The organism is Paraburkholderia sp. (genome assembly GCF_050742655.1).
Classification (GTDB): Bacteria; Pseudomonadota; Gammaproteobacteria; order Burkholderiales; family Burkholderiaceae; genus Paraburkholderia.
Genome location: NZ_JBOIGG010000007.1, coordinates 259007 through 285205 on the forward strand (window position 1 = coordinate 259007; position 26199 = coordinate 285205).

Annotated in this window: 28 protein-coding genes and 1 pseudogene; 12 read left to right on the forward strand and 17 right to left on the reverse strand. The window is 61.8% G+C overall.

Features of this window, described 5'->3' with window-relative positions:
* Nucleotides 1-295 precede the first annotated feature (295 nt).
* Both ACREXZ_RS12890 and ACREXZ_RS12895 read right to left on the reverse strand, forming a co-directional pair.
* Nucleotides 296-1042 carry an SDR family NAD(P)-dependent oxidoreductase gene (locus ACREXZ_RS12890; protein WP_431764500.1) on the reverse strand — a complete coding sequence of 249 codons (747 nt, stop codon included), beginning with the start codon at nucleotides 1040-1042 and terminating at the stop codon, nucleotides 296-298.
* 209 nt (nucleotides 1043-1251) lie between these two features.
* Nucleotides 1252-2037, reverse strand: a complete 786-nt coding sequence (locus ACREXZ_RS12895; RefSeq protein ID WP_431764457.1) for a GntR family transcriptional regulator — start codon at nucleotides 2035-2037, stop codon at nucleotides 1252-1254.
* A gap of 172 nt (nucleotides 2038-2209) precedes the next feature.
* Between ACREXZ_RS12895 and ACREXZ_RS12900 the strand changes: the two genes are divergently transcribed.
* Both ACREXZ_RS12900 and ACREXZ_RS12905 read left to right on the forward strand, forming a co-directional pair.
* Complete coding sequence (locus tag ACREXZ_RS12900; protein WP_431764501.1) at nucleotides 2210-3061, forward strand: sulfite exporter TauE/SafE family protein; 852 nt, start codon at nucleotides 2210-2212, stop codon at nucleotides 3059-3061.
* 12 nt (nucleotides 3062-3073) lie between these two features.
* Nucleotides 3074-3400, forward strand: a complete 327-nt coding sequence (locus tag ACREXZ_RS12905; RefSeq protein WP_431764458.1) for a DUF1634 domain-containing protein — start codon at nucleotides 3074-3076, stop codon at nucleotides 3398-3400.
* Nucleotides 3401-3402: 2 nt separating this feature from the next.
* Here the strand turns inward: ACREXZ_RS12905 and ACREXZ_RS12910 are convergent, their stop codons facing one another.
* The 5 genes from ACREXZ_RS12910 to kdgD form a co-directional block, all read right to left on the reverse strand.
* Complete coding sequence (locus ACREXZ_RS12910) at nucleotides 3403-4257, reverse strand: helix-turn-helix domain-containing protein (protein WP_431764459.1); 855 nt, start codon at nucleotides 4255-4257, stop codon at nucleotides 3403-3405.
* Nucleotides 4258-4291: 34 nt separating this feature from the next.
* Nucleotides 4292-4846, reverse strand: a complete 555-nt coding sequence (locus ACREXZ_RS12915; protein WP_431764460.1) for a carboxymuconolactone decarboxylase family protein — start codon at nucleotides 4844-4846, stop codon at nucleotides 4292-4294.
* 319 nt (nucleotides 4847-5165) lie between these two features.
* Nucleotides 5166-5912, reverse strand: a complete 747-nt coding sequence (locus ACREXZ_RS12920; protein WP_431764461.1) for a glucose 1-dehydrogenase — start codon at nucleotides 5910-5912, stop codon at nucleotides 5166-5168.
* A gap of 183 nt (nucleotides 5913-6095) precedes the next feature.
* On the reverse strand, nucleotides 6096-7454 hold the full coding sequence (locus ACREXZ_RS12925; protein ID WP_431764462.1) for an MFS transporter: 1359 nt from the start codon (nucleotides 7452-7454) through the stop codon (nucleotides 6096-6098).
* A 135-nt stretch (nucleotides 7455-7589) separates the two neighbouring features.
* Nucleotides 7590-8507: a 5-dehydro-4-deoxyglucarate dehydratase gene (gene kdgD, locus ACREXZ_RS12930; RefSeq protein ID WP_431764463.1), complete on the reverse strand. Its 918-nt coding sequence runs from the start codon at nucleotides 8505-8507 to the stop codon at nucleotides 7590-7592.
* 239 nt (nucleotides 8508-8746) lie between these two features.
* Here kdgD and garD point away from each other — a divergent pair, with 239 nt between their 5' ends.
* The 3 genes from garD (at nucleotide 8747) to ACREXZ_RS12945 (ending at nucleotide 12209) form a co-directional block, all read left to right on the forward strand.
* The gene (garD, locus tag ACREXZ_RS12935; RefSeq protein WP_431764464.1) at nucleotides 8747-10318 is read left to right on the forward strand and encodes a galactarate dehydratase; all 1572 of its coding nucleotides are present in this window, start codon (nucleotides 8747-8749) and stop codon (nucleotides 10316-10318) included.
* A 116-nt stretch (nucleotides 10319-10434) separates the two neighbouring features.
* Nucleotides 10435-11283, forward strand: a complete 849-nt coding sequence (locus tag ACREXZ_RS12940; protein WP_431764465.1) for an NAD-dependent epimerase/dehydratase family protein — start codon at nucleotides 10435-10437, stop codon at nucleotides 11281-11283.
* Nucleotides 11284-11297: 14 nt separating this feature from the next.
* Nucleotides 11298-12209: an SMP-30/gluconolactonase/LRE family protein gene (locus ACREXZ_RS12945; protein ID WP_431764502.1), complete on the forward strand. Its 912-nt coding sequence runs from the start codon at nucleotides 11298-11300 to the stop codon at nucleotides 12207-12209.
* A gap of 19 nt (nucleotides 12210-12228) precedes the next feature.
* Here ACREXZ_RS12945 and ACREXZ_RS12950 read toward each other — a convergent pair whose 3' ends face one another.
* Together ACREXZ_RS12950 and ACREXZ_RS12955 are read right to left on the reverse strand one after the other, a co-directional pair.
* Entirely contained in the window at nucleotides 12229-12609 is a 381-nt protein-coding gene (locus ACREXZ_RS12950; protein WP_431764466.1) for a type II toxin-antitoxin system VapC family toxin, read from the reverse strand.
* Complete coding sequence (locus tag ACREXZ_RS12955; RefSeq protein WP_431764467.1) at nucleotides 12606-12824, reverse strand: type II toxin-antitoxin system VapB family antitoxin; 219 nt, start codon at nucleotides 12822-12824, stop codon at nucleotides 12606-12608. Before ACREXZ_RS12955 ends, ACREXZ_RS12950 begins: the two co-directional genes overlap by 4 nt.
* Nucleotides 12825-12924: 100 nt before the next feature.
* Here ACREXZ_RS12955 and ACREXZ_RS12960 point away from each other — a divergent pair.
* From ACREXZ_RS12960 to ACREXZ_RS12980, 5 genes and pseudogenes are all read left to right on the forward strand, one after another.
* Nucleotides 12925-13035: pseudogene (locus ACREXZ_RS12960) on the forward strand (IS6 family transposase); the annotation flags it as partial.
* Between the two features lie 524 nt (nucleotides 13036-13559).
* Entirely contained in the window at nucleotides 13560-14558 is a 999-nt protein-coding gene (locus ACREXZ_RS12965) for a TRAP transporter substrate-binding protein (protein ID WP_431764468.1), read from the forward strand.
* An 84-nt stretch (nucleotides 14559-14642) separates the two neighbouring features.
* The gene (locus ACREXZ_RS12970; RefSeq protein ID WP_431764469.1) at nucleotides 14643-15131 is read left to right on the forward strand and encodes a TRAP transporter small permease; all 489 of its coding nucleotides are present in this window, start codon (nucleotides 14643-14645) and stop codon (nucleotides 15129-15131) included.
* A gap of 7 nt (nucleotides 15132-15138) precedes the next feature.
* A complete protein-coding gene (locus tag ACREXZ_RS12975) occupies nucleotides 15139-16491 on the forward strand; it encodes a TRAP transporter large permease (RefSeq protein WP_431764470.1) in 1353 nt (450 codons plus the stop codon).
* A gap of 94 nt (nucleotides 16492-16585) precedes the next feature.
* Nucleotides 16586-17800: a porin gene (locus ACREXZ_RS12980; protein ID WP_431764471.1), complete on the forward strand. Its 1215-nt coding sequence runs from the start codon at nucleotides 16586-16588 to the stop codon at nucleotides 17798-17800.
* A gap of 51 nt (nucleotides 17801-17851) precedes the next feature.
* Here ACREXZ_RS12980 and ACREXZ_RS12985 read toward each other — a convergent pair whose 3' ends face one another.
* From ACREXZ_RS12985 to ACREXZ_RS13005, 5 genes are all read right to left on the reverse strand, one after another.
* Nucleotides 17852-18214, reverse strand: a complete 363-nt coding sequence (locus ACREXZ_RS12985; RefSeq protein WP_431764472.1) for a nuclear transport factor 2 family protein — start codon at nucleotides 18212-18214, stop codon at nucleotides 17852-17854.
* Nucleotides 18215-18282: 68 nt separating this feature from the next.
* Nucleotides 18283-18912 carry a glutathione S-transferase family protein gene (locus ACREXZ_RS12990; RefSeq protein ID WP_431764473.1) on the reverse strand — a complete coding sequence of 210 codons (630 nt, stop codon included), beginning with the start codon at nucleotides 18910-18912 and terminating at the stop codon, nucleotides 18283-18285.
* A 24-nt stretch (nucleotides 18913-18936) separates the two neighbouring features.
* Entirely contained in the window at nucleotides 18937-19536 is a 600-nt protein-coding gene (gene wrbA, locus ACREXZ_RS12995; protein ID WP_431764474.1) for an NAD(P)H:quinone oxidoreductase, read from the reverse strand.
* Nucleotides 19537-19625: 89 nt separating this feature from the next.
* Nucleotides 19626-20048 carry a DoxX family protein gene (locus ACREXZ_RS13000; RefSeq protein ID WP_431764475.1) on the reverse strand — a complete coding sequence of 141 codons (423 nt, stop codon included), beginning with the start codon at nucleotides 20046-20048 and terminating at the stop codon, nucleotides 19626-19628.
* A gap of 48 nt (nucleotides 20049-20096) precedes the next feature.
* A complete protein-coding gene (locus ACREXZ_RS13005; protein ID WP_431764476.1) occupies nucleotides 20097-20795 on the reverse strand; it encodes a pirin family protein in 699 nt (232 codons plus the stop codon).
* Nucleotides 20796-20959: 164 nt separating this feature from the next.
* Here ACREXZ_RS13005 and ACREXZ_RS13010 point away from each other — a divergent pair, with 164 nt between their 5' ends.
* Complete coding sequence (locus ACREXZ_RS13010; RefSeq protein ID WP_431764477.1) at nucleotides 20960-21868, forward strand: LysR substrate-binding domain-containing protein; 909 nt, start codon at nucleotides 20960-20962, stop codon at nucleotides 21866-21868.
* 11 nt (nucleotides 21869-21879) lie between these two features.
* Here the strand turns inward: ACREXZ_RS13010 and ACREXZ_RS13015 are convergent, their stop codons facing one another.
* The 3 genes from ACREXZ_RS13015 to ACREXZ_RS13025 all read right to left on the reverse strand — a co-directional run bounded on the left by ACREXZ_RS13015 (nucleotide 21880) and on the right by ACREXZ_RS13025 (nucleotide 24435).
* Nucleotides 21880-22962 (reverse strand): threonine aldolase family protein, encoded by a 1083-nt coding sequence (locus tag ACREXZ_RS13015; protein WP_431764478.1) that lies wholly within the window; start codon nucleotides 22960-22962, stop codon nucleotides 21880-21882.
* A 109-nt stretch (nucleotides 22963-23071) separates the two neighbouring features.
* Nucleotides 23072-23881, reverse strand: a complete 810-nt coding sequence (locus ACREXZ_RS13020; RefSeq protein WP_431764479.1) for an AraC family transcriptional regulator — start codon at nucleotides 23879-23881, stop codon at nucleotides 23072-23074.
* Nucleotides 23882-23979: 98 nt separating this feature from the next.
* Entirely contained in the window at nucleotides 23980-24435 is a 456-nt protein-coding gene (locus tag ACREXZ_RS13025) for a GNAT family N-acetyltransferase (RefSeq protein ID WP_431764503.1), read from the reverse strand.
* 320 nt (nucleotides 24436-24755) lie between these two features.
* Between ACREXZ_RS13025 and ACREXZ_RS13030 the strand changes: the two genes are divergently transcribed.
* Nucleotides 24756-26162: an MFS transporter gene (locus tag ACREXZ_RS13030; RefSeq protein ID WP_431764480.1), complete on the forward strand. Its 1407-nt coding sequence runs from the start codon at nucleotides 24756-24758 to the stop codon at nucleotides 26160-26162.
* Nucleotides 26163-26199 lie beyond the last annotated feature (37 nt).

Genomic DNA, 26199 nt, shown 5'->3' on the forward strand with positions numbered 1-26199 from the left:
ACCGGCGTAAAGAGGCCGGGACTTTTTTCACGCTGTCGATCTCGGGCCAAGCTGTTCGTTGTGAAGATATCAGTCGGGCGAGGGGAAGTGCCATCGAGCGCGATCGGAACGACACGGTCCCGCAAGGCGCGGGCCAATCGACGGGCAACTACCGCTGGATCATCGTGATTGTGGGTGCGAGCATGGCCTGCGTCGCGTTCGGTGCGATGGCCATCGCGTTCGCGTTTCCGCCGGTGCCTGGACGTCCGCTCGCTCCGCAACCAGGCGCGGAGCGAGCGCTCGTGCACGGACGTGATCAGTTCGCGGAGTGACCGCCATCGACGTTGAGGACATGGCCGGTGATGAACGACGCTTCGTCCGACGCGATGAAGACGATCGCGTTGGCAAGCTCTTCCGATAGACCGAGGCGACCCAGCGGGACACCTGTCACCAGTGCCGCCTTGTTTTCCTGCGTGCCGGTAAAGCGGGTCAACATACCCGTGTCCGTGGGACCCGGCGCGACAGCGTTCACACGAATCCCCGAAGCGGCGATCTCGAGCGCCACGGATTTGGTGATGCCTTCGACGGCGTGCTTGCTGCCGACATACACCGACGCGCCCGCCGCACCTTCATGCCCGTAGGTCGACGAAATGTTGATGATGTTGCCGCTTCCCTGGTTCTGCATGACGCGCACTTCGTGCTTCATGCTCAGGATCACGCCGAGCACATTCGTGTCGAATGTTGCGGCATAGCTTTCCGCGGTCTGGTCCGTGATCGGACCCACCTGGCCTTCAGTGCCGGCATTGTTCACCGCGACGTCGAGACGACCAAATCGCGCGACCGTCTTGTCGACCAGTGCGCGCACGTCCTCTTCGTTGCGGACGTCGGTGTTGATGAACTCGGCCTCGGAACCGAACGTACGCAACTCCTCGACGAGCGTCTTCCCGGCTTCGTCACGCCGGCCGGCAACGACGACTTTCGCGCCTTTTTTAGCGAAGGCGACAGCGGCGGCGCGACCGATGCCTGTCAGGCCTCCGGTGATCAAAACGACTTGCGTGTTCATGGCACGACTCCTGATAACTCGTACATGAAGGTAACGTCCTGAAGAGCAGCGACCTGTCGGTCTATCGACGATCTCTGCGTCCCTGGTACCCACTGTAGGCATCAGTTGTGTGCGCGAATAATACTTTGCAGGTTGGGGGATATGCCTTGCAGGCATGGAGCGGTGACGGCGTGAAGATTCCACGCTGGATAATCGAGAGCCATGCTTTTCTAGTTCGATGTCTTCGCGTTTCGATTCGCTTTCGCAGGGCGCTTGCGGTCGATGCGCAGCCGGTACTGAAACGTGCCGCTTCTCACATAGAGGTATTCGAAGTCGACGGGCTGGCCTCGATTATCGTGCGTGAGCCGTTCGATCCGTAACAGCGGCGAATCCTTCTTGATATCGAGCGCTCGGGCGACGAAGGCCTCTGCCGATATCGCGTCGATGCTCAGGTCCGCGCTGCCCAGGGTTACGCCACAATCGTTCTCAAGGATGAGGAAGATATCCCGTGTGGCGAGATCGGCCTTCTGCAGCTTCTTGCCGAGACTCTCCGGCAGGAACGTGATCTCGTAGGACACCGGTTCGCGATTGAGCAGACGGACCCGATGAATTTCCACGACCTTGGCCCCTTTGGGCAGTCCGAGTTTCGCCGCGACTTCCGCGAGCGCGGGCACTACGCGAAACGACAGCACGCGATTGACGATTTCGTGTCCGGTGCTCGCCATCGCCTCGGCGAACCCTTGCAATGAAGTGATGTTCTGGGACGCCTTCGGCTGCGAGACGAACGAACCTTTTCCATGCACCTTGAAAATCAGACCTTCCTTCTGAAGATCGCCAAGCGCCTGCCGGATCGTGATGCGGCTCACGTCGAACCTATGCTGAAGCTCGCTCTCGGAAGGCATGCGGCTGTGCGGCGCATACTGGCCTTCGAGAATGCCGGTGCGCAAGGTGTTCTTGATCTGCTGATAGAGCGGGACCGGAGAGTCGATCTCGAAGGTCGGGCGACGGGTCGGCATGAGCGATGAGCGGACGGGCGACAGCACGTCGGAGCGCGTGACTTGAGGTCGTCGGATTATAACGCTGCGTTGCGGAGCGACATTGCGCCCGGTGGCGTGGGCGAATGGATTGATTTTCGCAACTTGTTATGACAAGATATAACCTGTTCGGTCGTTACAGGTAGTCTGGAAAATCGAATTCACACTCTGGCTTTTCACGGTCGCACTCGGTGCGAGCGCGCTGGGCGGAATGCTCGGCATGGCGAGCGGCCTGTTCATCGTGCCGGCGTTGACTGTCTTCGGTCACATGGGCATTCACACGGCGGTCGGCGCCAGTCTCGTGTCGGTGATCGCGTGCTCCTGCGGGAGTGCCTCCGCCTATCTTCGCGGCCGTCTTACCAATGTGCGGCTCGCCGTGCTGCTGGAAAGCGGAACCACGCTCGGTGCGCTCACCGGCGTGTTGCTCGCGGGAGCCGTGCCCGTCAAGGCACTGTATTTCCTGTTCTCGGGGATCTTGCTGATCTCGGCATGGCAGATGTTCATACGACGTGCCGATCCTGCTCTCGCAATCGACCCGGACCCTAACGCTGCGCCACGTTCATTGTCGCGTCTCGGGCTGAACGCCAGCTATTTCGACGCCGACACCGGACGCGACATTCCGTACGAGGTCAAGCGCGTACCGGCGGGCTTGTCGCTGATGGTTGTGGCGGGGCTCGTGTCCGCGCTGCTCGGTATCGGCAGCGGTGTACTGAAGATCCCGGCGATGGATGCAGCACTACGGCTGCCGATCAAGGTTTCGACCGCGACGTCGAACTTCATGATTGGCGTGACGGCCGCCGCGAGTGCGTGCGCCTATTTCCTTCGCGGAGAGATCGTCACGTCTATTGCGGCGCCGATCGCGCTCGGGTCGGTCGTCGGCGCGATGATCGGCGCACGCATTCTGATGAAGACGTCGATCCGCAAGCTGCGCGTTTTCTTCGTCGTCGTCCTGCTGGTGGTTGCCGTGCAGATGTTGCTGCAGGGCGCCGGCATCGATCCTTTCTAGGAGTGGTTCACGATGCACATGTCGAAGCTGGAGCGATGGCTTGCGTCGCTGCTCGAATACGGCACCTGGACCGGTTCGGTCGTCATGGCGGTCGGTGTCGTGCTGAGCGCGAGCGTTGGTGCGGGCCTTCACGGCGTACTTGCCACGAGGTTCGCATCGGTGGCGATGACGGCGGGCGTATGCATCGTCATCCTGCTCCCTGTCGCGCGGTTGATCCTCATGCTGGCGATGTATTGCGCCGGGCGCGAGTACCGCTTCGCGGGCATCGCGGCGCTGGTGCTTCTGATCGTCATCATCGGCTGTGTTGCTGGCGTCAAGCTTGGCCCGCTTGCGGGCTGAACTCAACGTGAATTTTTCGCGGGTTTCTCGCTCGCGAACAACTGCCGATGACGGGCCTCGGTCGCTTCATCGGCGGGGAACATGCACTCGATGCGCAGCTCCTGCGCGGCGATCGTTTCCGGCGTGCCGACGCTCGTTACCATCGAGAAGTAGTTGAGCACCATGCCGTCCTTGACGAAGCCGAGCGGAACGACCGGCAGCGTCGGCGTGGCAGACGACGTGCTGCGCGATTTCCAGTCGTGCGGCACGTCGGGGTACGCGAGCAGTTCGTCGAGCAGACGTCCCGTACCGGCATCGATCACACGACCCACCGATTCGCGGTACACGCGTTGCAGCAGACTGCGCGACACGCTGACCCAATCGGCGACGAACGGGCGCATCCCCTGCGGATCGAAGATCAGGTGCAGCATGTTGCGTGGCTCCTTGCGCGTGGCCATGTCGATGAAGCTGCTGAAAAAACGCGGCGCCGCGTCGTTCGTCATCAGTACGTTCCAGTGACGGTCCAGTACGATCGCCGGAAACGGTTCGTGCTGGCGTATCACGCGCTCCAGCGCGCGGACGACGCCCTGCATTTCCTGCGCATTCCACGGCGTGTCCGGATAGAGCGGCGCGTAGCCCGCGGCGAGCAGCAGCGCATTACGCTCGCGCAACGGGACGTCGAGTGTCTGCGCGATGTCGAGGATCGTCTGCCGGCCGGGCACGCTGCGTCCGCTTTCGATGAAGCTGATCTGACGCTGCGACACGCCGGCCTCGAACGACAGCGCAAGCTGACTCACGCCGCGCACATCCCGCCAGTAACGCAGCAGCTCGCCGAGTTCGTTCGCTGTGGATTTCTGCCGGGACTGGGCGACGTTCATCGGGTTTCCTCAGGGTTTTTTGCTAACGCTCTCGTTATGCAGGAGCCTGCCACGCGAATTCCTCGAACATTGCTTCGAGCGGCGGCTGGGTGACGCTGCCCGTGTAGTTCGTGATCGTCGACGCGGCGACCACCGCAATGACTTCGAGTATCTGCTCGGCGCTAAACCCCGCGTCGAGAAAATGCTGCTGGTCCGCTTCCGAAACGCGTCCGCGCTTGCCGATCAATGCACGCGCCAGCGACGACAGTGCCGCGAGCCGCGCATCGTCGGGCAACCCGCCGTGGCGGATCGCGTCGACGTCGGAATGCCGAACGCCTTGCTGCAGCGCGAGCGCGGTGTGAAACGCGACTGCCCACTCGCACGCATTCGTGACTGCATTGGTTAGCAGTAGCGTCTGGATCTGCTCTTCGCTAAGACTGCTCGTATGCACGCGCTGGAATAGTCCGATGAACCCGTTGATCAGCACCGGCGAAGCGGCCATTGTGCCCGCGATATTCGGAATCAGGCCGAACGCCTCGTGCAATTGCTTCAGCACGGGCTTCGATTGCTCCGGTGCCGATTCGAGCGTGTAAACGGAATAGCTTGCCATGGTATCTCTCCTCGATGGTCAGCGCGGCCGGAATGGCTACGCGATGGTCGAAGAGTAGGGGTGAAGGTGCAGTGCGCCAATTACATCCGATGTAATCGGCGAGCGTACGCGAAGCGATCGGGAGACGTGCGGAAATGGCGATTCCGCCGTTTTAACGGCTGGCGTCGACTGAAAAAAGCCGGACGTTCGGCGCGGTGCACGCAGAACATCCGGCTTGATTGCGAAGCGGGCTCGCGATTCGTCGCGAGCTGAAACCGCTTACGGTGAAACGCAGATTCGAACCAGGCGAGGTGCAGCCGCACCTCGCTTGCCCCAGCAATTACCGCATACCGCCGCTGGCGATCAGTTGTTCGCCGGTCAGCCAGCGTGCGTCGTCGGAAGCGAGAAACACGGCGATCGATGCGATGTCGTCGGGTTGACCCGAGCGGCCCAGCGGCGTCTGACTGATCGCGTGGGTCTCCATGTCCGAACCGATAACGCCCGCGGTATGTGTGCCCTCGGTCACCACGACGCCCGGGTTGATCGAATTCACGCGGATCTTGCGCGGCCCGAGTTCGCGTGCGAGCACGCCGGTGATCGCATCGAGAGCGCCTTTCGTGCCGCTGTACACCGCGGTTGCCGGTGGCGTAATGCTGGACGCGACCGAACTCACGTTGACCACGCTCGCCCCTTCACCGAGATGCTTCGCTGCCGCCTGCGTGGTGAGCAGCACGCCCAGCACGTTCGTATCGAACTGCTTGCGGTAGTGCGCTTCAGTGATCTCTTCGAGCGGCGCAAATTCGTAGATGCCGGAATTGTTGACGAGGATGTCGAGACGGCCATACGTTTCGATGGCCGCGCTGACGATGCCTTGCGCATCGGCTGACTTCGACACATCGCCGCCAACCGCAACCGCTTTGCCACCGGCCGACGTAATCGCCGCGACGACGGTATCGGCACCGGCCTTGCTCGTCGCATAGTTCACTACCACTGAAGCGCCTTCCGCTGCGAGCGCCTTCGCGATGGCGGCCCCAATACCTTTCGATGCGCCCGTGACGACAGCCACCTTGCCTGCAAGCTTGCTCATGATCTGTTCCCTCAACGTAGAGTCGTATATCGACCGGAACCGGCGCTGCAGCGGAAACCGCACGAAGCAGCAAGCCGGAGACGGTACGAATGTAGAGACTCCGCGAGAGGGGATAAAGCGGCTCGAAACGAATTGACTTGCAGGATCGGCCGAACAATCGATTTACCCGGTGTGAGCGCCGATTCAAGCGTGACGCAGTTCGACCCGCCTGATGTCCTTCACGATCACCAGATAGCTGAACACGGTGAGCAGCGCGTTGAGTCCGACGAAAACCAGCGCTCCGTTGAACGAGCCGGTTTTCGCGACCAGATAGCCGATCACGATCGGCGTGACGATGCCGGCGACGTTGCCGAACATGTTGAAGATCGCGCCGGACAGGCCGAGCGCTTCTTTCGGCGACGTGTCCGCGACCACGGCCCAGCCGAGCGCGCCGATGCCTTTGCCGAAAAACGCGAGCGACATCAGCGCGACGACGATCCAGTCGGTCGATACGTAATTGCAGCCGATTATGCAGGTCGACAGCAGCATCCCGCCGACGATCGGCACCTTGCGCGCGAGCGTCAGCGAATGGCCGCGCCGGATCAACCCGTCCGACAGGATGCCGCCGAGCACGCCGCCGGAGAATCCGCAGATCGCGGGCAGCGACGCGACCAGACCCGCGTGCAGGATCGTCATGCCGCGCGCCTGCACGAGATAGATCGGAAACCACGTCAGGAAAAAGTAAGTCAGCACGTTGATGCAGTACTGCGCGAGATAGATGCCGACCAGCATCCGGTTGCCGAGCAACTGACGGACCAGCGACCAGCCCGCGGATTTCGCCGCGCCGGGTTGCGTGGATTGCACCGGTTGCCGCTGCCCGTCCACGACCCCGCCGCCCTGTTCGATGTACTCGAGTTCAGCACGCGACACGCGCGGATGATCGGCCGGGTTCTTCATTACCTTCAGCCACGTCAGCGCCAGCAGGAGACCGACCGCGCCCAGCACGACGTAAACCGAATGCCAGCCGAACGTATGCGTGAGCCACGCCATCAACGGCGTGAAGATGACGGCCGCGAAGTATTGCGCCGCGTTGAAAATAGCCGATGCGGTGCCGCGTTCATTGGTCGGGAACCACGCGGCCACGACTTTCGCGTTCGCGGGAAACGCCGGCGATTCGGCGGCACCCATCGCGAAGCGCAACGCGAAGAGCACGGTCACCGCGGCGGCGGCGCTGCCGAACAGGCCGATCGAGCTTTGCAGCAACGTGAACAGCGACCACAGGAAAATGCTCGCGGCGTACACGCGGCGCGCGCCGAAGCGGTCGAGCAGCCAGCCGGCCGGCAATTGCGACAGCACGTACGCCCAGCTGAACGCGGAGAAGATATAGCCGAGCCTGATTGCATCGAAGCCGAACTCGGCGCGCATCGCGGAGCCGGTCACCGACAGCGTCGCGCGATCCGCGTAATTGAGCGTGGTGATCAGAAAGACCAGCAGCAGGATGGCGTAGCGGACTCGGGTGCGCGTCGCGGCGACAGCGGGGTTCGCCGTGCGGCTCATTTCCATGATCGTCTCCGGAATCTTTCTTGTGGCTGCGGCCCGCAGATGCGCTGCGAGGCCGCACAAACAGAGAGGCGTCCGGCGACATCGCGGCGCAAGGCAAGCCGCCGTGTGCGTTAGCGCCTCGACGCCCTTGCTACGTTACTGCGGCCCAAGCGTCTTGATCAACGCATCGAGCTGGCCCATCTCTTCTTCGGTCAGATCGGTCAGCGGTGCGCGCACCGGACCCGCGTCGCGGCCGACCAGCTTCGCGCCGGCCTTCACGATGCTGACCGCGTAGCCTGCGCGGCGATTGCGGATCGCGAGGTACGGCAGGAAGAATTCGTCGAGCAGCTTGCCGGTGGTGGCGTGGTCTTCCGCGGCGACCGCGCGATAGAACTGCATCGCGGTCTTCGGAATGAAGTTGAATACCGCCGACGAGTAAACCGGCACACCCAGCGCCTTGTACGCCGCCGCATAGACTTCCGCGGTCGGCAGGCCGCCGAGGTACGAGAAGCGCTCGCCGAGGCGGCGACGGATCGACACCATGTTCTCGATCTCGCCGACGCCGTCCTTGAAGCCGATCAGGTTCGGGCAGCGGTCCGCGAGACGTTCGAGCGTATCGGCGTTCAGCTTGGAGTTCGCACGGTTGTAGATGATCACGCCCATGTCGGGCACCGACTTGCACACTTCCTCGGCATGCAGCGCAATGCCTTCGAGGCTCGCTTCGGTGAGGTAGTGCGGCATCAGCAGGACGCCGTTCGCGCCGTGACGTCGCGCTTCCTGTGCATACGCGATCGCGACGCGCGTCGGGCCACCCGCACCGGCGATGATCGGCACCTTGCCCTTGCAGACCGCGCTCGCGGTGCGCACGACCTGCGAGTAGTCGTCGTGCGTGAGCGAGAAGAATTCACCCGTGCCGCCCGCGACGAACAGCGCCGATGCGCCGTACGGTGCGAGCCATTCGAGGCGTCCGGCGTAGGTGTCGGCGCGGAATTCGCCCTGGGCGTCGAAATCGGTGACCGGGAAGGACAGAAGGCCTTCGGAAACGATCTGCTTCAGTTCCTGCGGTGTCGTCATGGTGAGTATCCTGGGTGTGGCTCGACAATAAGGCTCGGGCGATAAAGAGATCAGATGAGAGATTTCTTATATGTCATCGTACAACAAGGATCAGGCGAACTCAACGCCCTTTTGCGGCATAATGCCGGCCATAGGGTAAATACGGGACGTTCCCGGTTTGTCATGTGTTGTAGGATGACGTATGAATGCTTGTATAAATGTCTCGCGCGGCCGACGCGGGGCTACGAAGGATCGATGCAATGGAACACTCTCCGCTCTACATCCGCGTTCACCCCAACGATAACGTCGCGATCGTCGTCAACGACGGCGGTCTCGGCGAAGGCGCGGTCTTCCCCGATGGCCTCGTCCTGCGCGAGCGCGTGCCGCAAGGGCACAAGGTCGCGCTGACGGATCTCGCCGAAGGCGACGAAGTCGTCCGCTACAACGTCGTGATCGGCTATGCGCTGGAGGCGTTGCCGAAGGGCAGCTGGATCAACGAGCACGTGATCCGCATGCCGAGCCCGCCCGGCCTCGAGAATCTGCCGATCGCGACCGTCCGTGCGCCGGAGATGCCGCCGCTCGACGGCTACACGTTCGAGGGCTATCGCAACGCGGACGGTTCGGTCGGCACGCGCAACATCCTCGCGATCACGACCACCGTGCAGTGCGTGGCCGACGTCGTGCAGCACGCGGTCACGCGCATCAAGGCCGAACTGCTGCCGCGCTATCCGAACGTCGACGATGTCGTGAGTCTCGGTCATACCTATGGCTGCGGTGTGGCAATCGACGCGCCCGATGCGATGGTGCCGATCCGCACCGTACGCAACATCAGCCTGAATCCGAACTTCGGCGGCGAGGTGATGATGGTGAGCCTCGGCTGCGAAAAACTGCAGCCGGAGCGTTTGATGCCGCCCGGCACGATCCCTATCGCGACGACCGCGACGGACGCGACGACCGCGCCGGACGCGAACGGCGACGTCGTGGTGCTGCAGGACGACGCGCACGTCGGCTTCCAGTCGATGATCGAATCCATCATGAAGATGGCGGACGGTCATCTGAAACGGTTGAACGATCGCCGTCGCGAGACCTGTCCGGCAGCCGATCTCGTCGTCGGCGTGCAGTGCGGCGGCAGTGATGCATTCTCTGGATTGACCGCGAATCCCGCGGTGGGCTTCGCGACCGATCTGCTGGTGCGTGCTGGCGCGACCGTGATGTTCTCCGAGGTCACGGAAGTGCGCGATGGCGTCGACCAGTTGACGGCGCGCGCGGCCAACGCGGATGTCGCCGCGGCGATCATCCGCGAGATGCAGTGGTACGACGATTATCTGAAACGCGGCGGCGCGGACCGCAGTGCGAATACGACGCCCGGCAACAAGAAGGGCGGCCTGTCGAACATCGTTGAAAAGGCGATGGGTTCGATCATCAAATCGGGCAACGCGCCGATCTCGGGTGTGCTGTCGCCCGGCGAAAAAGTCCGGCAGAAAGGGCTGATCTACGCAGCGACGCCCGCGAGCGATTTCATCTGCGGCACGTTGCAGCTCGCCGCGGGCATCAGCCTGCATGTCTTCACGACCGGCCGTGGCACGCCGTATAGTCTTGCCGAAGTGCCGGTCATCAAGGTAGCGACGCGTTCCGATCTGGCGCGCCGCTGGCACGACCTGATGGACGTCGATGCCGGCACGATCGCCACCGGTGCCGCGAGCATCGAGGACGTGGGCTGGGAACTGTTCCGCCTGATGCTCGACATCGCGAGCGGGCACAAGCGGACCTGCGCGGAGAAGCTCAAGCTGCACAACGCGCTGGTACTGTTCAATCCGGCGCCGGTAACCTGATTCGCGGCTGCCTCACGGTTGCCTGTGAATGAGCCGCATACGAACCACGCAGGACGGATCGCACGATGCCCGACATCGCGCCGGCCTGAAATCATCATTGACCGACAGACAAAGACATGACCGATTCGAACTCCCAGAACCCTGAGCGCGCCGCTTCGAAGCCGTTCCGGCGCATTCTGCTGACCGGCGCGGCTGGCAACCTCGGCCAGCAGATGCGCGGGGCGCTCGCCGCGTGGGCGGATGTGGTCCGCGTGAGCGACATCGCTCCGCTCGGCGACGTGGCCGCACACGAGGAAGCCGCCGTCGTCGATCTCGCCGACTGCGACGCGGTGCACGCGCTGCTCGAAGGCGTCGACGCGGTCGTGCATCTCGGCGGCATCTCGATCGAAGCGCCGTTCGAAGATCTCATCGAAGCGAATATTCGCGGGCTGTACAACCTGTACTCGTCGGCGCAGAAACATGGCGTGCGACGCATCGTCTATGCAAGCTCGAATCACGCGGTGGGTTTTCATCCGACGACGTCGGTCGTCGATATCGACTCGCCGCTGCGGCCCGACAGCCTGTACGGCGTGACCAAGTGCTTCGGCGAATCGCTGTCGCGCTACTACTTCGATCGCTTCGGTCTCGAGACCGTGTGTCTGCGGATCGGCTCGTCGTTCGAGCAGCCGAAGAATCCGCGGATGCTCGTCACGTTTCTGAGCTATCGCGACTTCATCGAGCTCGTGCGCTGCTCGCTGTTCACGAATCGCGTCGGGCACGCGATCGTGTATGGCGTGTCGGATAACCGCACGAAGTGGGTCGACAACACGAAGGCGGCGTTCCTCGGCTTCAAGCCGCAGGACAGCTCGGAGCAGTTCGAGCATCTGTTCCCGGTCGGCGCGCCGACCACGAATCTCGACGATCCGACGCAGCACTATCAGGGTGGCGCGTTTGTGCTTGCCGGTCCGATGGAGCCGAAGCAGTGAGCGTGCGTTCCAGCATGAAAGCGGAGCGCGTCGAGGCGGTCGTGCCGGCATCGGTCGGCGAGAGTCCCGTCTGGCGTGTTGCAGAGCAGGCGCTGTACTGGGTCGACATTCCGGCGCGCAAGATCGTGCGTCTGCAGGTGGACAGTGGCGAGTGCAGCGAATGGGTGTTGCCGGAGAAGGTCGCATGCATCGCGTTCGATCGCGACGGCACGGTGCTGGCCGGTTGCGAGAGCGGACTCTTCGCGGTGACGCTGTCGGCTCCCGATGCGCCCCATGCTAACGAGCCGTCGGGCGTGTCGGTCAGAAAGCTCGCGGCACCGGAATTTCCCGCAACCGACATGCGTTTCAACGACGGCCGCTGCGATCGTCAGGGCCGCTTCTGGTCGGGCACGATGGTGCAGGATATGGCCGCCGCAACGCCTGCCGGTGCGCTGTTTCGCTTCGACGAACACGGCGTGCTGTCCGCGCCGGTGATCGACGCGCTGATCGTGCAGAACGGGCTCGCATGGTCGCCGGATGGCCGCACGATGTATCTGTCCGATTCGCATCCATCGCGCCGGCTCGTGTGGACCTTCGACTACGACGCGGACGACGGCGTGCCGCACAACCGTCGCGTGTTCGCGGATCTGCACCAGCACGTCGGGCGACCGGACGGCGCGGCCGTCGACGCAGACGGCTGCTACTGGATCTGCGCCAACGACGCGGGCCGCGTGCTGCGCTTCACGCCGCAAGGCGAACTCGATCGCGAGATCGAGGTGCCCGCGGCGAAGCCCGCGATGTGCGCGTTCGGCGGACGCGACCTCGACACGCTGTTCATCACGTCGATCCGACCGGGGACAGGCGCCACTGAACACGACGGCCATCTGTTCGCGGTGCGTCCGGGCGTCTGCGGTCTGCGCGAGCCCGAGTACGCCGGCAAGCTGTAGAGCGTGCGCCACATATTGGTCACTGACTGCCGGCGTATGTGTATCGCACGCCGAACCGGTCGGCCAGACGGGCCAGACGCAGGTCGGAGGTCCAGATCTGCGTCTCAGGGGTGAGCATCGTCGAGGCGAGCAGCGTGCAGTCGACTGCACCGCATCCGGGCCCAAACAGGCGCTCACGCTCAACCAGTCCGCCAACCTCATCATGGGGCGCGAGCCCCGTGTGGCGCAGCAAGGCGAGATCGCCGAGGGTCCGTGTACGTCCCGGTGGCGTGCCACACGTGAGTTCGAGGATCACCAGCGGATGGGTTATTGCAGCGTCGATGCGCAGCAGTTGCTGGAGGCGTGCGTCGGGGCGTCTGAAATGCTCGACCCACACGGAAGTATCGATCAGTACGTTCACCGGGCGTCGTCGTCCGGTACGCCGGCGGGGCTCCGCCGGGGCACCGCGGCCATGTCGGGCGCGTGACCGCCAGGCGCGGCTAGCCGCCGGCCGGCCTGGATCCGCACAAACGTTTCCAGTGCCTCGCGGAACAGGTCGGCCGCGCTGGTCCCGGGTTCGGCGAGCTCAAGAGCCCGCGAATAAAGCGCGTCGTCGACCGTCACGGTGGTACGCATGATCATCTCCATTGATGCTGATTCGCATCAATTTTTGGCATCTGCTGCGCGACTCCTCCAGGCACGGCACGTTCGAGACGCTGTCGCCCAGGATGATGCGATGAAAAAGGCGAACTCGCTGTACCACGGCCACCGGGTCCCGGCGTTGGTCATCAGTCGCACGGTTCGCTGGTATTTTCGATTCCAGTTCAGCCTGCGCGACATTGCAGAACAGCCATTGCGCTGTTATCTCTAATTCATCACTCGTCAGACAACGGTCGGATACGCTTTTCTCCGATTAGCGCGCGTCGACCATCAGAAATAGAAGAGGCGTCGCGCATCGCTTTTATCTATATTGATAAAGCCTTCCAAGCCATTTCCATAGAGCGCGATAACACTGTTTTCACGTTCGCCCGGTCCGGGTAAATACCGTCTGTACAACATCTGACAGCTTTTATAGACTTCATATGTCGTCGTACAACATATGAGCCCAAACAAATCCCTTTCGCAATTTGAAGGGCGGTTTGAGAGGGCGGCGGGACGAATAGCGGCAACCTCGCGCGCGAGGTTCATGCCGATGCAGCAGGAAGAAATCGAGTTGTAGCGAGCAGGGTCGCGCGGCTGTCACGGGGATGTCCGGCAGCGCGGCACGATGAAGCAACGAAGAGACAGATCGCTCGCATGCCGGAGACGCATTCACAACCCAGTTGCAGCATCCGCGATCGATCGGATGGCCCACTTTTAAGGAACGACACGATGAACAACAAGTTCGCCTCTTCCCGTATTTCGCTGGTCACTACCGTCGCCGCCGCGGTCCTCGCGCTCGGCACGAGCGCCGCGCACGCGCGCGTGTTTCGCTCGGCGGACGTGCACAGCGATACCTTCCCGACCAACATGGCCGTGAAGTACATGGGCGAAGAAATCAGCAAGGCGACGGGCGGCAAGGATTCGGTGAAGGTCTTCGGCAACAGCGCGCTTGGTTCCGAGAACGATACGGTCGATCAGGTGCGCATCGGCGCGCTCGACATGGCCCGCTGCAACGGCGCCGCGTTCAACGAGATCGTGCCCGAATCGATGATCCCGTCGCTGCCGTTCCTGTTTCGCGACATCGATCATTTCCGCAAGGTGATGTACGGGCCGGAAGGCCAGAAGATTCTCGATGCGTTCAAGGCGAAAGGCCTGATCGCGCTGACGTTCTATGAAAGCGGCGCGCGTTCGATCTACGCGAAAAAGGCGATCCATTCGCCGGCCGACATGAAGGGTCTCAAGGTGCGCGTGCAGCCGTCCGATCTGATGGTCGACGAGATCAAGGCGATGGGCGGCACGCCGACGCCGATGCCGTTCTCCGAGGTCTATACCGGTTTGAAGACGGGCCTCGTCGATGCAGCCGAAAACAATCTGCCGTCCTATGAAGAGACCAGACACTACGAGGTCGCGACGGTCTATTCGGAAACCCAGCACTCGATGACGCCGGAAGTACTCGTGTTCTCGAAGAAGGTGTGGGACACGCTGACGCCGCAGGAACAGCAGATCATCAAGAAGGCGGCAGTCGACTCCGTGCCGTACTACGTGAAGTTGTGGACCGCGCGTGAAGACGACGCCGCCAAAACGGTCACGAAGGGTGGTGCAACGATCATCCCGGCCTCGCAGGTCGACCGTGCAGCCTTCGTGAAGGTCATGCAGCCGGTCTGGGCCAAGTACGAGAAGACGCCGCAGATGAAGCAGATCGTCGACGAAATCCAGGCGATCAAGTAAGGCGGGAAACCCGAAGCAGTACGCCAATACGCAAGGCAGGCAGTCACTGCCGGCCTTGCCGTGCGCGGTTTTGCGCATGCAAGGATGGGGTCAATGAAATTCATCACACGCCCGAATGATTTTCTGTTTCAAGCGCTGGTCGTCGTCGCATCGCTGAGTCTGGCCGCGTTGAGCCTGATCGTGATCTACGGCGTCGTGATGCGCTACGTATTCAACGACGCGCCGGATTTCGTCGAGCCGATCGCGTTGCTGCTCGTGATCGTGATCGCGATGTTCGGTGCCGCGCTGAAGGTTCGCGAGGGTGGTCATATCGGGCTCGATTCGCTCGTCAAGAAGCTGTCGCCGAAAGGGCAGCGCATCGCGGAAGCGTTCCAGCACCTCTGCCTGATCGCGCTTGCCGTGGCGATTTTCTTTGGCTGCCTGCAGATGGCGGAAACCACGATCGACGACAACATTCCGATTCTCGGTTTGCCCGAAGCCTTGCGCTACTTCATTCCGATTGTCGCGAGTGCGTGCATGGCGCTGTTCTCGCTCGAGCATCTGCTGATGCTCTTCGTCAAGAATCAAAAATAGAAAGACCATGGAACTTGCCATTCTCTCGATCAGTTTTCTCGTCTTCCTCGTTTCTGGGGTTCCGGTTTCGTTCGCGTTGGGGCTGTCGTGCGTATTGACCTATCTGTACGAAGGTCTGCCGGTCGCCACCGCGATGCAGTCGATGATTTCCGGCATGAACGCGTTCTCGTTCCTTGCCGTGCCGTTCTTCATTTTCTCCGGCGAGCTGATGCTGCACGGCGGGATCGCCGACCGCATCCTGCGTTTCGCGCAGGCGGCCGTCGGACATTTCCGCGGCGGCCTCGGGATGGCCAATGTGGTTGCATGCACGCTGTTCGGCGGCGTGTCGGGTTCGCCGTCGGCCGATACGTCGGCAATGGGCGGCGTCGTGATTCCGCTGATGAAGCGCGAAGGCTACAGCGCGGCGTACGCGGTGAACGTGACGACGCACTCGTCGCTGGCCGGCGCACTGATGCCGACGTCGACCAACATGATCATCTACGCGTTCGCCGCGCAGGGCATCGCGGGCACGCTGAACGGTCAGCCGATGAGCGGCGTGTCGATCGGCGATCTGCTGTTCTCCGGTCTGCTGCCGGTGCTGTGGGTGATGGGCTTCGTGCTGATCGCCGCGTACTGGCAGGCGGTTCGCTACGGCTATCCGCGTCGCCCCGACGGTTCGACGGAACTGCAGCGCTTTCCCGGCTGGCTCGCGGTGGGCCGCACGTTCCTCGGCGCGGTGCCCGGCCTGACAGTGATCGCGATCATTCTCGTGTGCGTCGCGAAGGGGATTGCGACCGCGACCGAGGCCGCGGCGATCGCCGTCGCGTACTCGCTGATCCTGACCACCGTCGTGTACCGCACGATGACCGCGAAGAAGCTGTTCCTCGCGCTGTCGAAGGCGGCGAAGACCACCGGCGTCGTGCTGCTGCTGATCGGCGTGTCGAACATGCTGCGCTTCCAGATGGCCTATCTGGAGATCCCCAGCGCGATCGAACGGATGCTCGACGGCGCGACCACGATTCCGTGGCTGATGCTGCTGTACATCAACATCATCCAGGTTTTTCTCGGCACGTTCGTCGACATGGCGGCGCACATCCTGATCACGACGCCGCTGTTCCTGCCGATGGCGATGCATGCCGGCGTGGGCCCGGTGCAGTTCGGCATCATGATCCTGCTCAACTGCTCGCTGGGTCTGGTCCACCCGCCGATCGGTTCCGTGCAGTTCATCGGTTGCGCGATCGGCAACGTGTCGATCGGCGAGACGACCAAGACGGCGTGGCCGTATTACCTCGCGATTTTCAGCGCGATCAACATCGTGACCTACCTGCCGATGTTTTCGACATGGCTGCCGAGTCTGATCAACGGACACCCGGTGTTCTGACGGAGGGATTGAGGTACGGACAGTCCGCGCGACGACGTGGACATCACCCATCAAAACAATCATCAAAAACAATCGTTAACAACAGGAGATGGAAATGAAAAAGACGAAACAGGCCCTGGCAACCTCCGCGCTTGGGTTGGTCGCCCTTGGCGCCCATGCGCAGAGCAGCGTGACGCTTTACGGGATCGTCGATACGGGTATCGGCTATCAGAGCAGTCAGACGTCGACGCTCGGCGCGACGAAGGGTGGTCACTCGGCGGTCAAGATGATCAACGGCGTGTGGGCGGGCAGCCGCTTCGGCCTGAAGGGCGGCGAGGATCTCGGCGGCGGCACGAAGGCGATCTTCCAGCTGGAAGAAGGCTTCAACAGCGCGACCGGCGCGCAGTCGACCACCGGCCTGATGTTCAATCGCCAGGCGTACGTCGGCGTGACCAACCCGACGTACGGTTCGCTGACCGCGGGCCGCCAGTACACGTCGTACTACACGCTGCTGTCGACCTACAGTCCCACCACGTGGCTGACCGGCTATTACGGCGCACACCCGGGCGATCTCGATTCGCTCGATACGCTGTATCGCGCGAACAACTCGCTGGTCTACACGTCACCGAGCTTCTACGGTTTGACGGTGAGCGGTTCGTATTCGCTGGGTGGTGTCGCAGGTAGCCTGAATGCCGGCTCGACGTGGAGCGCGGCGGTGCGGTACCTGAATGGTCCGATCGGTATTGCGGCGGGCTTCCAGCGTATCAACAACTCGACGAACGGCGGCGGTGCGTGGGGCGCGGACTCGACCGCATCGAACGCGGGTGGCGAACCGGCGGTGTCGGCGATCAACAACGGCTACCAGACGGCGCAGGCGCAACAGCGCTTCGCGGTGACCGGCGGCTACACGTTCAATTCGCAGTGGGACGTGTCGTTCTCGTACTCGAACGTGCAGTACATCCCGGGCACGGGCTCGAAGTTCCACGATACGGCGATCTTCAACACCGGCGGCGCGGTGCTGCACTTCAAGCCGGTCACGGTGCTCGATCTCGCGGTGGGCTACAGCTACACGCGTGCGACGGAGTCGAACGGCATCACGAGTTCGGCCCGTTATCAGCAGTTCAATCTGTCGCAGTACTACAGTCTGTCGAAGCGGACGGGGCTGTATGCGCTCGAAGCGTATCAGCGTGCCAGCGGCCAGACGCTTGGCACGGCCGGCGCGGGCAGCATCATCAACGCGACGGCGAGTATCGGCGACGGCATGAACGGCACGCCGGCGACTTCACGCAGCCAGTTCGCGGCGGGCGTGGGGATCATTCATCGCTTCTAGTCGGGTAGGGACGTGGCGGCGGTTGCGTGAGTCGCGCGACGCCGCCACGTATCAGGGCAGCGCGTCGAAGAAGAGATAAACGGCGGCGATGCGGCCTTCCCGGGTAACGATGAAGTCCGTTCCAGCGTAAGCGGGTGCTTCACCTGGGCGGCCGGATACCCATCGGATCCGCCCACCATCGCCCAACACGTCGGGCTCAGCGATCGGCTGGTACTGGAAGTCAGGGTGAGTTGCCTTGATCACGCCCGCGATCCGATCGATCGCGTCACGGCCGCGGGAGATGCCGGTGTTGGGGTCATTGAACACGCAATCCTCGGTGAAAATTTCGTCGATGATCGCGCGCCGGCGCGCGGGATCGTTCTCACCGAAGACGTCGAGATTGCGTCTCAGCAGGGTCGAAATGCTGTTGGACATGGCTGCCTCCTTAAGGCAAATGGTCGTCTCTCGACGGCCTGTCTATCACTTCAAATCGATGCAATGGATTACTGAGCGAGCGCCATCGTTTTAGCGATCGCGGTAACAACAGCGGGTCGCGTCGAGATCGCTTCATGCCAGCGGGCGACGAACGGAAACTTGTCGAGGCTCGCGCCTATCGACTGATGACGCCACACCCACCCGAAATGAGCGATGTCCGCGATGCTGTACCCGTCGCCCGCGGTATAACGACGATGCTCGAGAACGTGATCGAGCACGCCCAGCGTCCGATCCACTTCCGCCAGCGCACGCGCTTTTGCCTCGGGTTGTGGCGGCGACTGGTTCCCGGCGACGAAAGCCTGCACGAACGCCGGGCTGAGGCCTGACGCGTGGAAGAAAAGCTGCTCGAAGACCTTGCCGCGTTGGGGACCATCCTTCGGAAGCAGCTGCCCGGTCTTCTCCGCAAGGTGGACCAGGATCGCGGCGGACTCGCCGAGCACCACATCGCCAGCCCCGGGAACGGAGCGGTCGACGAGAACCGGAACCTTCGCGTTGGGGTTCATTGCCTTGAAGGCTTCAGTTTTCTGCTCGCCCTCGCGCAGGTTGACGGGAACGAGCCGATAGTCGAGCCCCATCTCTTCCAGTGCGATGGGGACCTTGACGCTGTTGGCCGTGGCAAATGCGTGAACTTCGATCATCGGTATGTCCCTCCTCGACGCCAGTTAGTCGAACAGCTTGTTCGCCGTTTTGGCGATCAGCTCGCCCTGATGACGGGCACCGGCGAGTTCGATGGCGCTGGGCTGCCGTTGCCCTTGTCCGCCGGCGATCGTCGTCGCGCCGTACGGAGCGCCGCCAACGATTTCGTCCAGCGTCATCTGCCCCTGGTGGCTGTACGGCAGACCGACGATGGTCATACCGAAATGCAGCAGGTTGGTGATGATCGAGAACAGGGTCGTTTCCTGTCCCCCATGCTGGGTGGCAGACGAAGTGAACGCGCCGCCGATCTTGCCGTTCAAGGCGCCGCGCATCCACAAACCGCCTGCCTGATCGAGAAAGGAGGCCATCTGGGAGGAGATGCGACCAAAGCGGGTTGGCGTACCGACGACGATGGCGTCGTAGTGGGCGAGCTCGTCAACCGTGGCCACTGGGGCCTGCTGGTCGAGCTTGAAGTACGCAGTTTTGGCTACGTCCTCTGCAACCGTTTCCGGAACGCGCTTGACGTCGACCGTGGCACCTGTGGAGCGAGCACCTTCCGCAATCGCATCGGCGAGTGCCTCGATGTGCCCATAAGACGAGTAATACAGAACGAGAACCTTGGACATTTGAACGACTCCTTGTTGAGGTCCCCGGCGACGCCGGAGAGGGTGGAGCGCTACGCCGGTGCGAAGCGCGCCCACATGGAAAGTCAGCCTTACGACGCGCTCGCAACCGTTTTGAGCAAGGCCGGTGCCTTGAAGCGGGCATCCACGCTGAATGCGCCGGCTCCGAAGTAGGTAATCTGAAGCAGACCGCCAGCCATCATCACGTTCTTCAGGAAGTGGATCATCTGATTCTGATCGGCGAAGTTATGGTGGAAGAACACTGCCGTGGCGATGGCAAAGACCGCCAGCACCAGCGACGCGAAGCGGACCCGGAACCCCGACAACAGCAGCAAACCACCGCCTACCTCGATGACCACTGCAACGATGTATGCGAGCGACGGTGCCGGCAACCCCATCGCGGAGATGTACCCGACGGTCGCGGCATACGCTGCGAGCTTGCTGAAGCCGCTCAAAAGAAACGGCGCGCCGATCAGGATACGGCCCAACAGGGGAAGAAACTTGTAGCTGTTCATGACACTCTCCTAAGAAATGAAAATCCGTAGGTGGAAGAAAAAAGTCTCTCAGCCGGTCTCCACCATGACCAGTTCAGAGTTTTCGAAAGCTTCGATCTCAACCGCCGACACATCCGTGATGGCCACGCCGTCGAGCGGCCCCACGGGTTCGCCATCAATGGCAATCTGTCCCGAGACCAGCACGAGATAAGCACTGTGTGTCAGCCCCAACTCGTGCCGGATCGTCTCTCCGGCCTTGAGCGTTGCCCCCAGCAGGCGCGCGTCCGCACGGATGGGAAGCGCGCCCTTGTCTCCGTCGTAACCGCTGGCCAGCACGGTGAAACGCCCGGCGCCGTCGCTCCTCGGAAACGACCTGGTATCCCAGCGAGGTTTGCCGCCAGCCTCGCGCGGCCGCAGCCAGATCTGATAGAGCTTTAGCGGCACCTCGCTTTTGTTGAACTCGGCATGCCGGATACCGGTGCCCGCGCTCATCACCTGTATGTCGCCAGCGCGGATCGTTCCTTCGGAGCCCAGCGTGTCGCGGTGTCCGAGCACGCCCTCGCGGACGTAGGTGATGATCTCGACATCGCGGTGCCCATGAAGGGGAAAGCCGTTGTCCACCGCGATTTCATCGTCGTTCCAGACGATCAGCGGACCGAGGGCATGGTGGGCAGGGTTTCCTGCCGGGGTGACCTGAAAGTGGTACTTCGCCCGTAGCCAACCGTGGTCAGCCATGTCGAGCGATTTCCAGCGCCGGTGTGCAAGCATCTCAATCTCCGTAGTTCGGGCGCCCTGACCCTGCATCGAATTCGACAGGTGCCTTTCCCGATGGAGAGGATATTATTCACGCAACGATGTGCTGCATATCTCCGCCATTGCAAAGTATCATTGCTTTCAGTAGAACGATAAGGACGCATACGGACCCTTAGCCCATGGACCAGATCTCGGATCTCAATGACCTGCGGCTCTTTGCTGAAGTCGTCGAGCGCGGCAGCTTTACCGCGGCTGCACGCAGCCTCGGCCTTCAGACGTCAAAGCTGAGCAGGCACGTTCGCGCGCTGGAAGAGGAGTTGGGAGTACGGCTGCTCAATCGCACCAGCCGCAGCCTGTCGCTGACGGAAACGGGGCGGCAGTTCCACCAGCACTGTCTGGCGGTCGTGGCGGAATCCAGGGCGGCCAAAGACCTCGTCGATCAGACGCGGAGTCAGCCACAGGGCACCGTGCGAATCAGTTGCCCCCTGGGATTGTTGAGTTCCGGTATCGCCGGGATGGTCGCCCGATACGTTCAGGAGAACCCCCAGGTTCAGGTGCTGATCGACGCGACCAACCGCCGGGTGGATGTGATCGAGGAAGGCCTGGATTTCGCCATTCGAGTCCGGCTTCCGCCGTTGGACGATATCGATCTTGCCGTGCGCCAGTTGGGATTGTCCGTGCTCGTTCTGGTGGCCAGCCCTGAACTGGTGGCGCAGCGTGCAGCCCCCACATCCATCGACTCACTGAAGGACTGGCCAACGCTTGCAATGGCGGACAAGAGTGACCGCTATACCTGGAACCTGGTTGATCCCAACGGGCAGGGGACGTCTATGACGCACAAACCTCGACTGGCGACGGACGACCTTGCCAGCCTGCGTACGGCAGCAATGATGGGAGTGGGCGTCGCACTGCTGCCAGGCGAGTTCGTGAAGGAGGACATACGCGCGGGTCGCCTGAACCGGCTACTGCCCGATCTGGCGACGACGCCGGGTCTCGTGCACGCGATCTTTCCCACGCGACGAGGTATGGTTCCGGCCGTGCGCCACCTGATGGATGCTTTTGTTGCGGGATATCAAGAGCCTGTGTGATCGATGGACTGTCACCGACTCTCGTCGACAGGACGAAGGCCACCTTTTGCAGCGTTTGCAAGTTGAGCGATCCGGGCCAGAAACGCATCAACCTGCCGTTCATCTGTGGCCCATGACGTAGCCAGACGGATCACGGAACACTCGCTGCCGGCCTTCGCCCATAAGTGGAAGGAGAAGTGCTCTTTCAATGCGGCAATGACGGAATCAGGCAGGATCGGAAACACCAGGTTTGTAGCCGTTTCGGCATCCAGCGCGTAACCGTGAGACACGATGCCAGCGGCCAGCTTTGCGGCCATCGCGTTGGCATGCCTTGCATTTTCGAAGAACAGATTCTTGACGCCGAATAATTCCTGAAACTGAATCCCCAACAAGCGGCCTTTTGCCAGCATGCCGCCACGCTGTTTGATATGAAATGCAAAATCGTCTGCCAACGCTGGATTGCAAACAACGATTGCTTCACCCACAAGCGCGCCGACCTTGGTTCCGCCAATCCAGAACAGATCGACGAGGGACGCAATATCGGCCAGTGTCGCGTCGTTCTTGCTCGAAGCGAGCGCTGCGCCCAATCGCGCGCCGTCGAGGAACAGGATTAGCCCGCGTTGCCTTGCCAGTGCGGAGATTGCCCGCAGTTCCGGGAGGGTATAGACAGTGCCCGCTTCGGTGGCATTTGAGATGTAGACGAGCCGTGGCTTCGCCATATGCGGAAAATGGGCGTTGCTGGAAAGCACCGCTTCGATGCTTTCGGGGGTGAGTTTCCCGTCAACGGCAGGAACGGTAATGAGCTTGTGACCCGTTGCTTCAATCGCCCCAGCTTCGCGCACCACGATATGCCCGGAGTTCACCGCAATGACGGCTTCATGAGGACGCAGGCAGCTCGATATCGCGACGATGTTTGCCATCGTCCCATTTGCAACGTAATGAATCGCGCCGTTGAACGTGCTGCCGAGGCGAGCCTTGATCCGGTTTGTTGCATCGGCCGAGTACGTGTCTTCGCCGTAGGCCGCCTGCTGGACGTAGTTTGATTCAGTAAGCGCACTGAGGATGTCGGGATGTGCGCCTTCGCTGTAATCGTCGAGAAAGCTGAAAGTAGTCATTCGATGCTTCTGCCCTGGATAGAGGTAACGCGACAGGGGCGCGAAACCAAAAACCGCAGGTTACCGATCCGCTATCCAGTTTCCTTGTAAAAAATTGCTGCACGCTTCACTAGAAGCGCGCCGGAGTCACGCCGTAGGCATGGCGGAACGCACGTGTGAAATGACTCTGGTCGAAGAAACCAACGGCGTGTGCTATCTCCGTAATCGGCATGGTCCGGTTTGCGTTGATCAGCGCGACTGCCTTCTCCAGCCGCAGTCGCAATAGCCATGCGTGAGGGGTCATTCCGATGGTTCGTTTGAACTGTTTCAGGAAACGGAACCGATCGAGACCAATAAGAACGGACAGGTCTTCAAGAACGATTTTGTCGGAAATATGGTCATCCACAAAGTCACGGACGATACGCAGTTGCTGTGCGGACAGATTTCCCGTGATCGTCTGAGGGGCTGGTTGCTTCAGGCGTGCAAACAGCGACTCCAGCAGCTCCAGAACGACGGTTTCGTTCCGCATCGGGTCGGTCGGTCCCTGTCGCAGAGCGGAATGTATTTTGAGCAACTGGTCAGCGAGGCGGCTATCTTCTATCACCGCGGCAGCCTGTGACGGGAAATAGTGCCTGCCAGTGATTTCCTCACCTAAGCCGTCCAGGAGGGCGGGCGACAGGCGAAACGTTTGCAGAGTGTATGGCTGGTCCGCACTTGCAATGCTGTCATGGACTTCGCCGGGCGGCATAAGCTGAATTGCGCCACGGGAGAGCACCAGGGATTCGCCGTGAAACGATTGAAGCTGCGCGCCGCTGGCGACCAGCCCGATATGGCAGTCGAGGTGAAAATGAGGCTCGAATCGAAATTCAGCATACCTGGCCGTGCTGAGAATCAAGCCGGGGATGTCGCTCGGGCGACTGTACTGGACATCTTCGGCCATAGGTTACCTCCGGCTCGCTGCTGATACATCGAGGTCAGCTCTAAGCGTTGCGCTATTAGCGGTCGATTATCGCAGTTTCATCATCTCGAAGCGACGTCTCAGGGCGTGATGTGTTTCTGCATGAACACACTCAGTGGGTCGTTCGTGTAATCGCCAAACGGTCCCCGGCGCTCATAACCGGTTGAGGAATACAAAGCCAGCGCCTCATGTTGGTATGGTCCCGTTTCAAGCTTGAACAACTTGCAGCCAAGGTCTATTGCCCTTGACTCGAGCAGAGCCATGAGTTTCCTGGCGGCGCCTTGTCCTCGGCCGCGAGGACTGACATACATGCGCTTGAGTTCGCCGAATTCAGGGCGGAGGATAATCGCCCCACAGCCGATTGCCTGGCCCTCACTGTCCCGCGCAACGGCAAACAGGACATTGGGTTGCTTCAACGACGCGAGGTCCAGGGCGTGCCTGCTCTCCGGCGGGTACAGGGTGTCCTGGTATGCGTCCAGATCGGCAATGAGGGCGATCACGTCGGGTTGATCGGGTGATTCGAAGGCAATAGTCATGGCTGAAGAAACAGGGCGAAAGGGAAACCAAAGTACCGGACGACGAAAGAACGACCGATGACAGCCGCTATCTGGTTTGCATTTGCCGATTGTCAATGATCTCTCTGGCGCTGTCGAACGTCTCAAAGTGGCTGAACCCGGACGACGTACCGCGCCAGCCACGCACGAAAGCGTTAGCCCGGCAGTCTCGCAAGACCGCCTTCACAGCAATCCTCCTCCAACGCTTAAAAGATTGACAGATTGTATGACACGAATATAATCAGTCCGCATCGAGCCCGACAGAACACCCGTCGTGCCACCACCATGGACGGAGACACGCCATGCTTGCTGAAGCCCGTATCGGGGCACGCCTCGACAGCGTTCCGCTGTCCCGCTTCCATTGGCGGTTGCTGGGGCTGATCGCGGCCGGCATGTACTTCGATTCGTTCGACATCTACATCGCCGGCACGGTGCTCGCCGCGATGATCCACAGCGGCGAGTCGACGTTGCGGCTCAACGCGACGTTCGTCTCGGTGACGTTCATCGGCATGATGGCCGGCGCGTGGCTGTCCGGCGTGCTCGGCGATCGCTACGGCCGGCGCTTCTGCTACCAGTTCAATCTCGGCATCTACGGCTTCGCGTCGCTGGCGGCAGCGCTCGCGCCATCGATCTACTGGCTGATTTTCTTCCGTCTCGTGATGGGTCTGGGGATGGGCGCAGAGATCGTCGTCGGCTACGGCACGCTGAGCGAATTCATTCCGCCTGCGTGGCGCGGTCGCTTCGGCACGATTCTCAACCTGATCATCAATACGTCGCTGTTCCTGTCGACGTTTCTCGGCTGGCTGATCGTCCCGCATTTCGGCTGGCGCTGGATGTTCGCGATCGCCGGCTGTGGCGCGCTCGTCGTGTGGTTCCTGCGCAAGACGATGCCGGAGTCGCCGCGCTGGCTCGCATCGAAAGGGCGCGAAGCCGAAGCGCGCGAGATCGTGCAATCGATCGAAGCGGCGAGCGGTGTCAAACCTTCAACAGATGCTGTGCCGCATTCGTCGGTCGCATTCATCACGCAGACGCAGGAACCCGCCCGCATCCGCGATCTGTTCGCCCGCGGGATGCTCACGCGCACCGTCACCGCGATCACCGTGCTTGTCTCGCTGTTCATCGTGAACTATGCGTTCGTCAGCTGGATTCCGACCTTTCTCGTGAAGCAGGGCCACAGCGTGTCGAGTTCGCTCGGGCTCACCGCAGTGATGTTCGCGGGCGGTCCGATCGGCTCTCTGATCGCGTTCGCACTCGCCGAGCGCGTCGGGCGCAAGTGGGGCACAGTAATTTTTTCGCTGATCTGTGCGGCGTTCGGCGTCGCCTATCCGTTCGCGCAGTCGGCGACGGCGATCACCGCACTCGGCTTTGCGATCACCGCATGCATTTACGTGCTGTCGTCGTTCAGCGTCGCGAGTTATGTGCCCGAGCTTTTCCCGACCGCGCTGCGGTTGCGCGGCGCCGGGCTCGCGAACACAGTGGGGCGCGGCGTCAGCATTCTGGTGCCGTATGCAGTTGCAGCTGCATACACGGGCCTTGGCATTGCGGGCGTGCTTGCATTGATCGTGGGGACGTTGCTGGTGCAGGCGCTGATCGTCGGCGTGCTCGGTACCGAGACGAAGCATCGTTCGCTCGAGGACCTCGCGGTCGAAGCGCAGGACGCCGTGATCGCCGGACGAAGCGAAGCGCACGCGAGCGCTGCGCCACATTGAAAGCATTGAAGCACAGCGCACACCGCCAACCGGATCA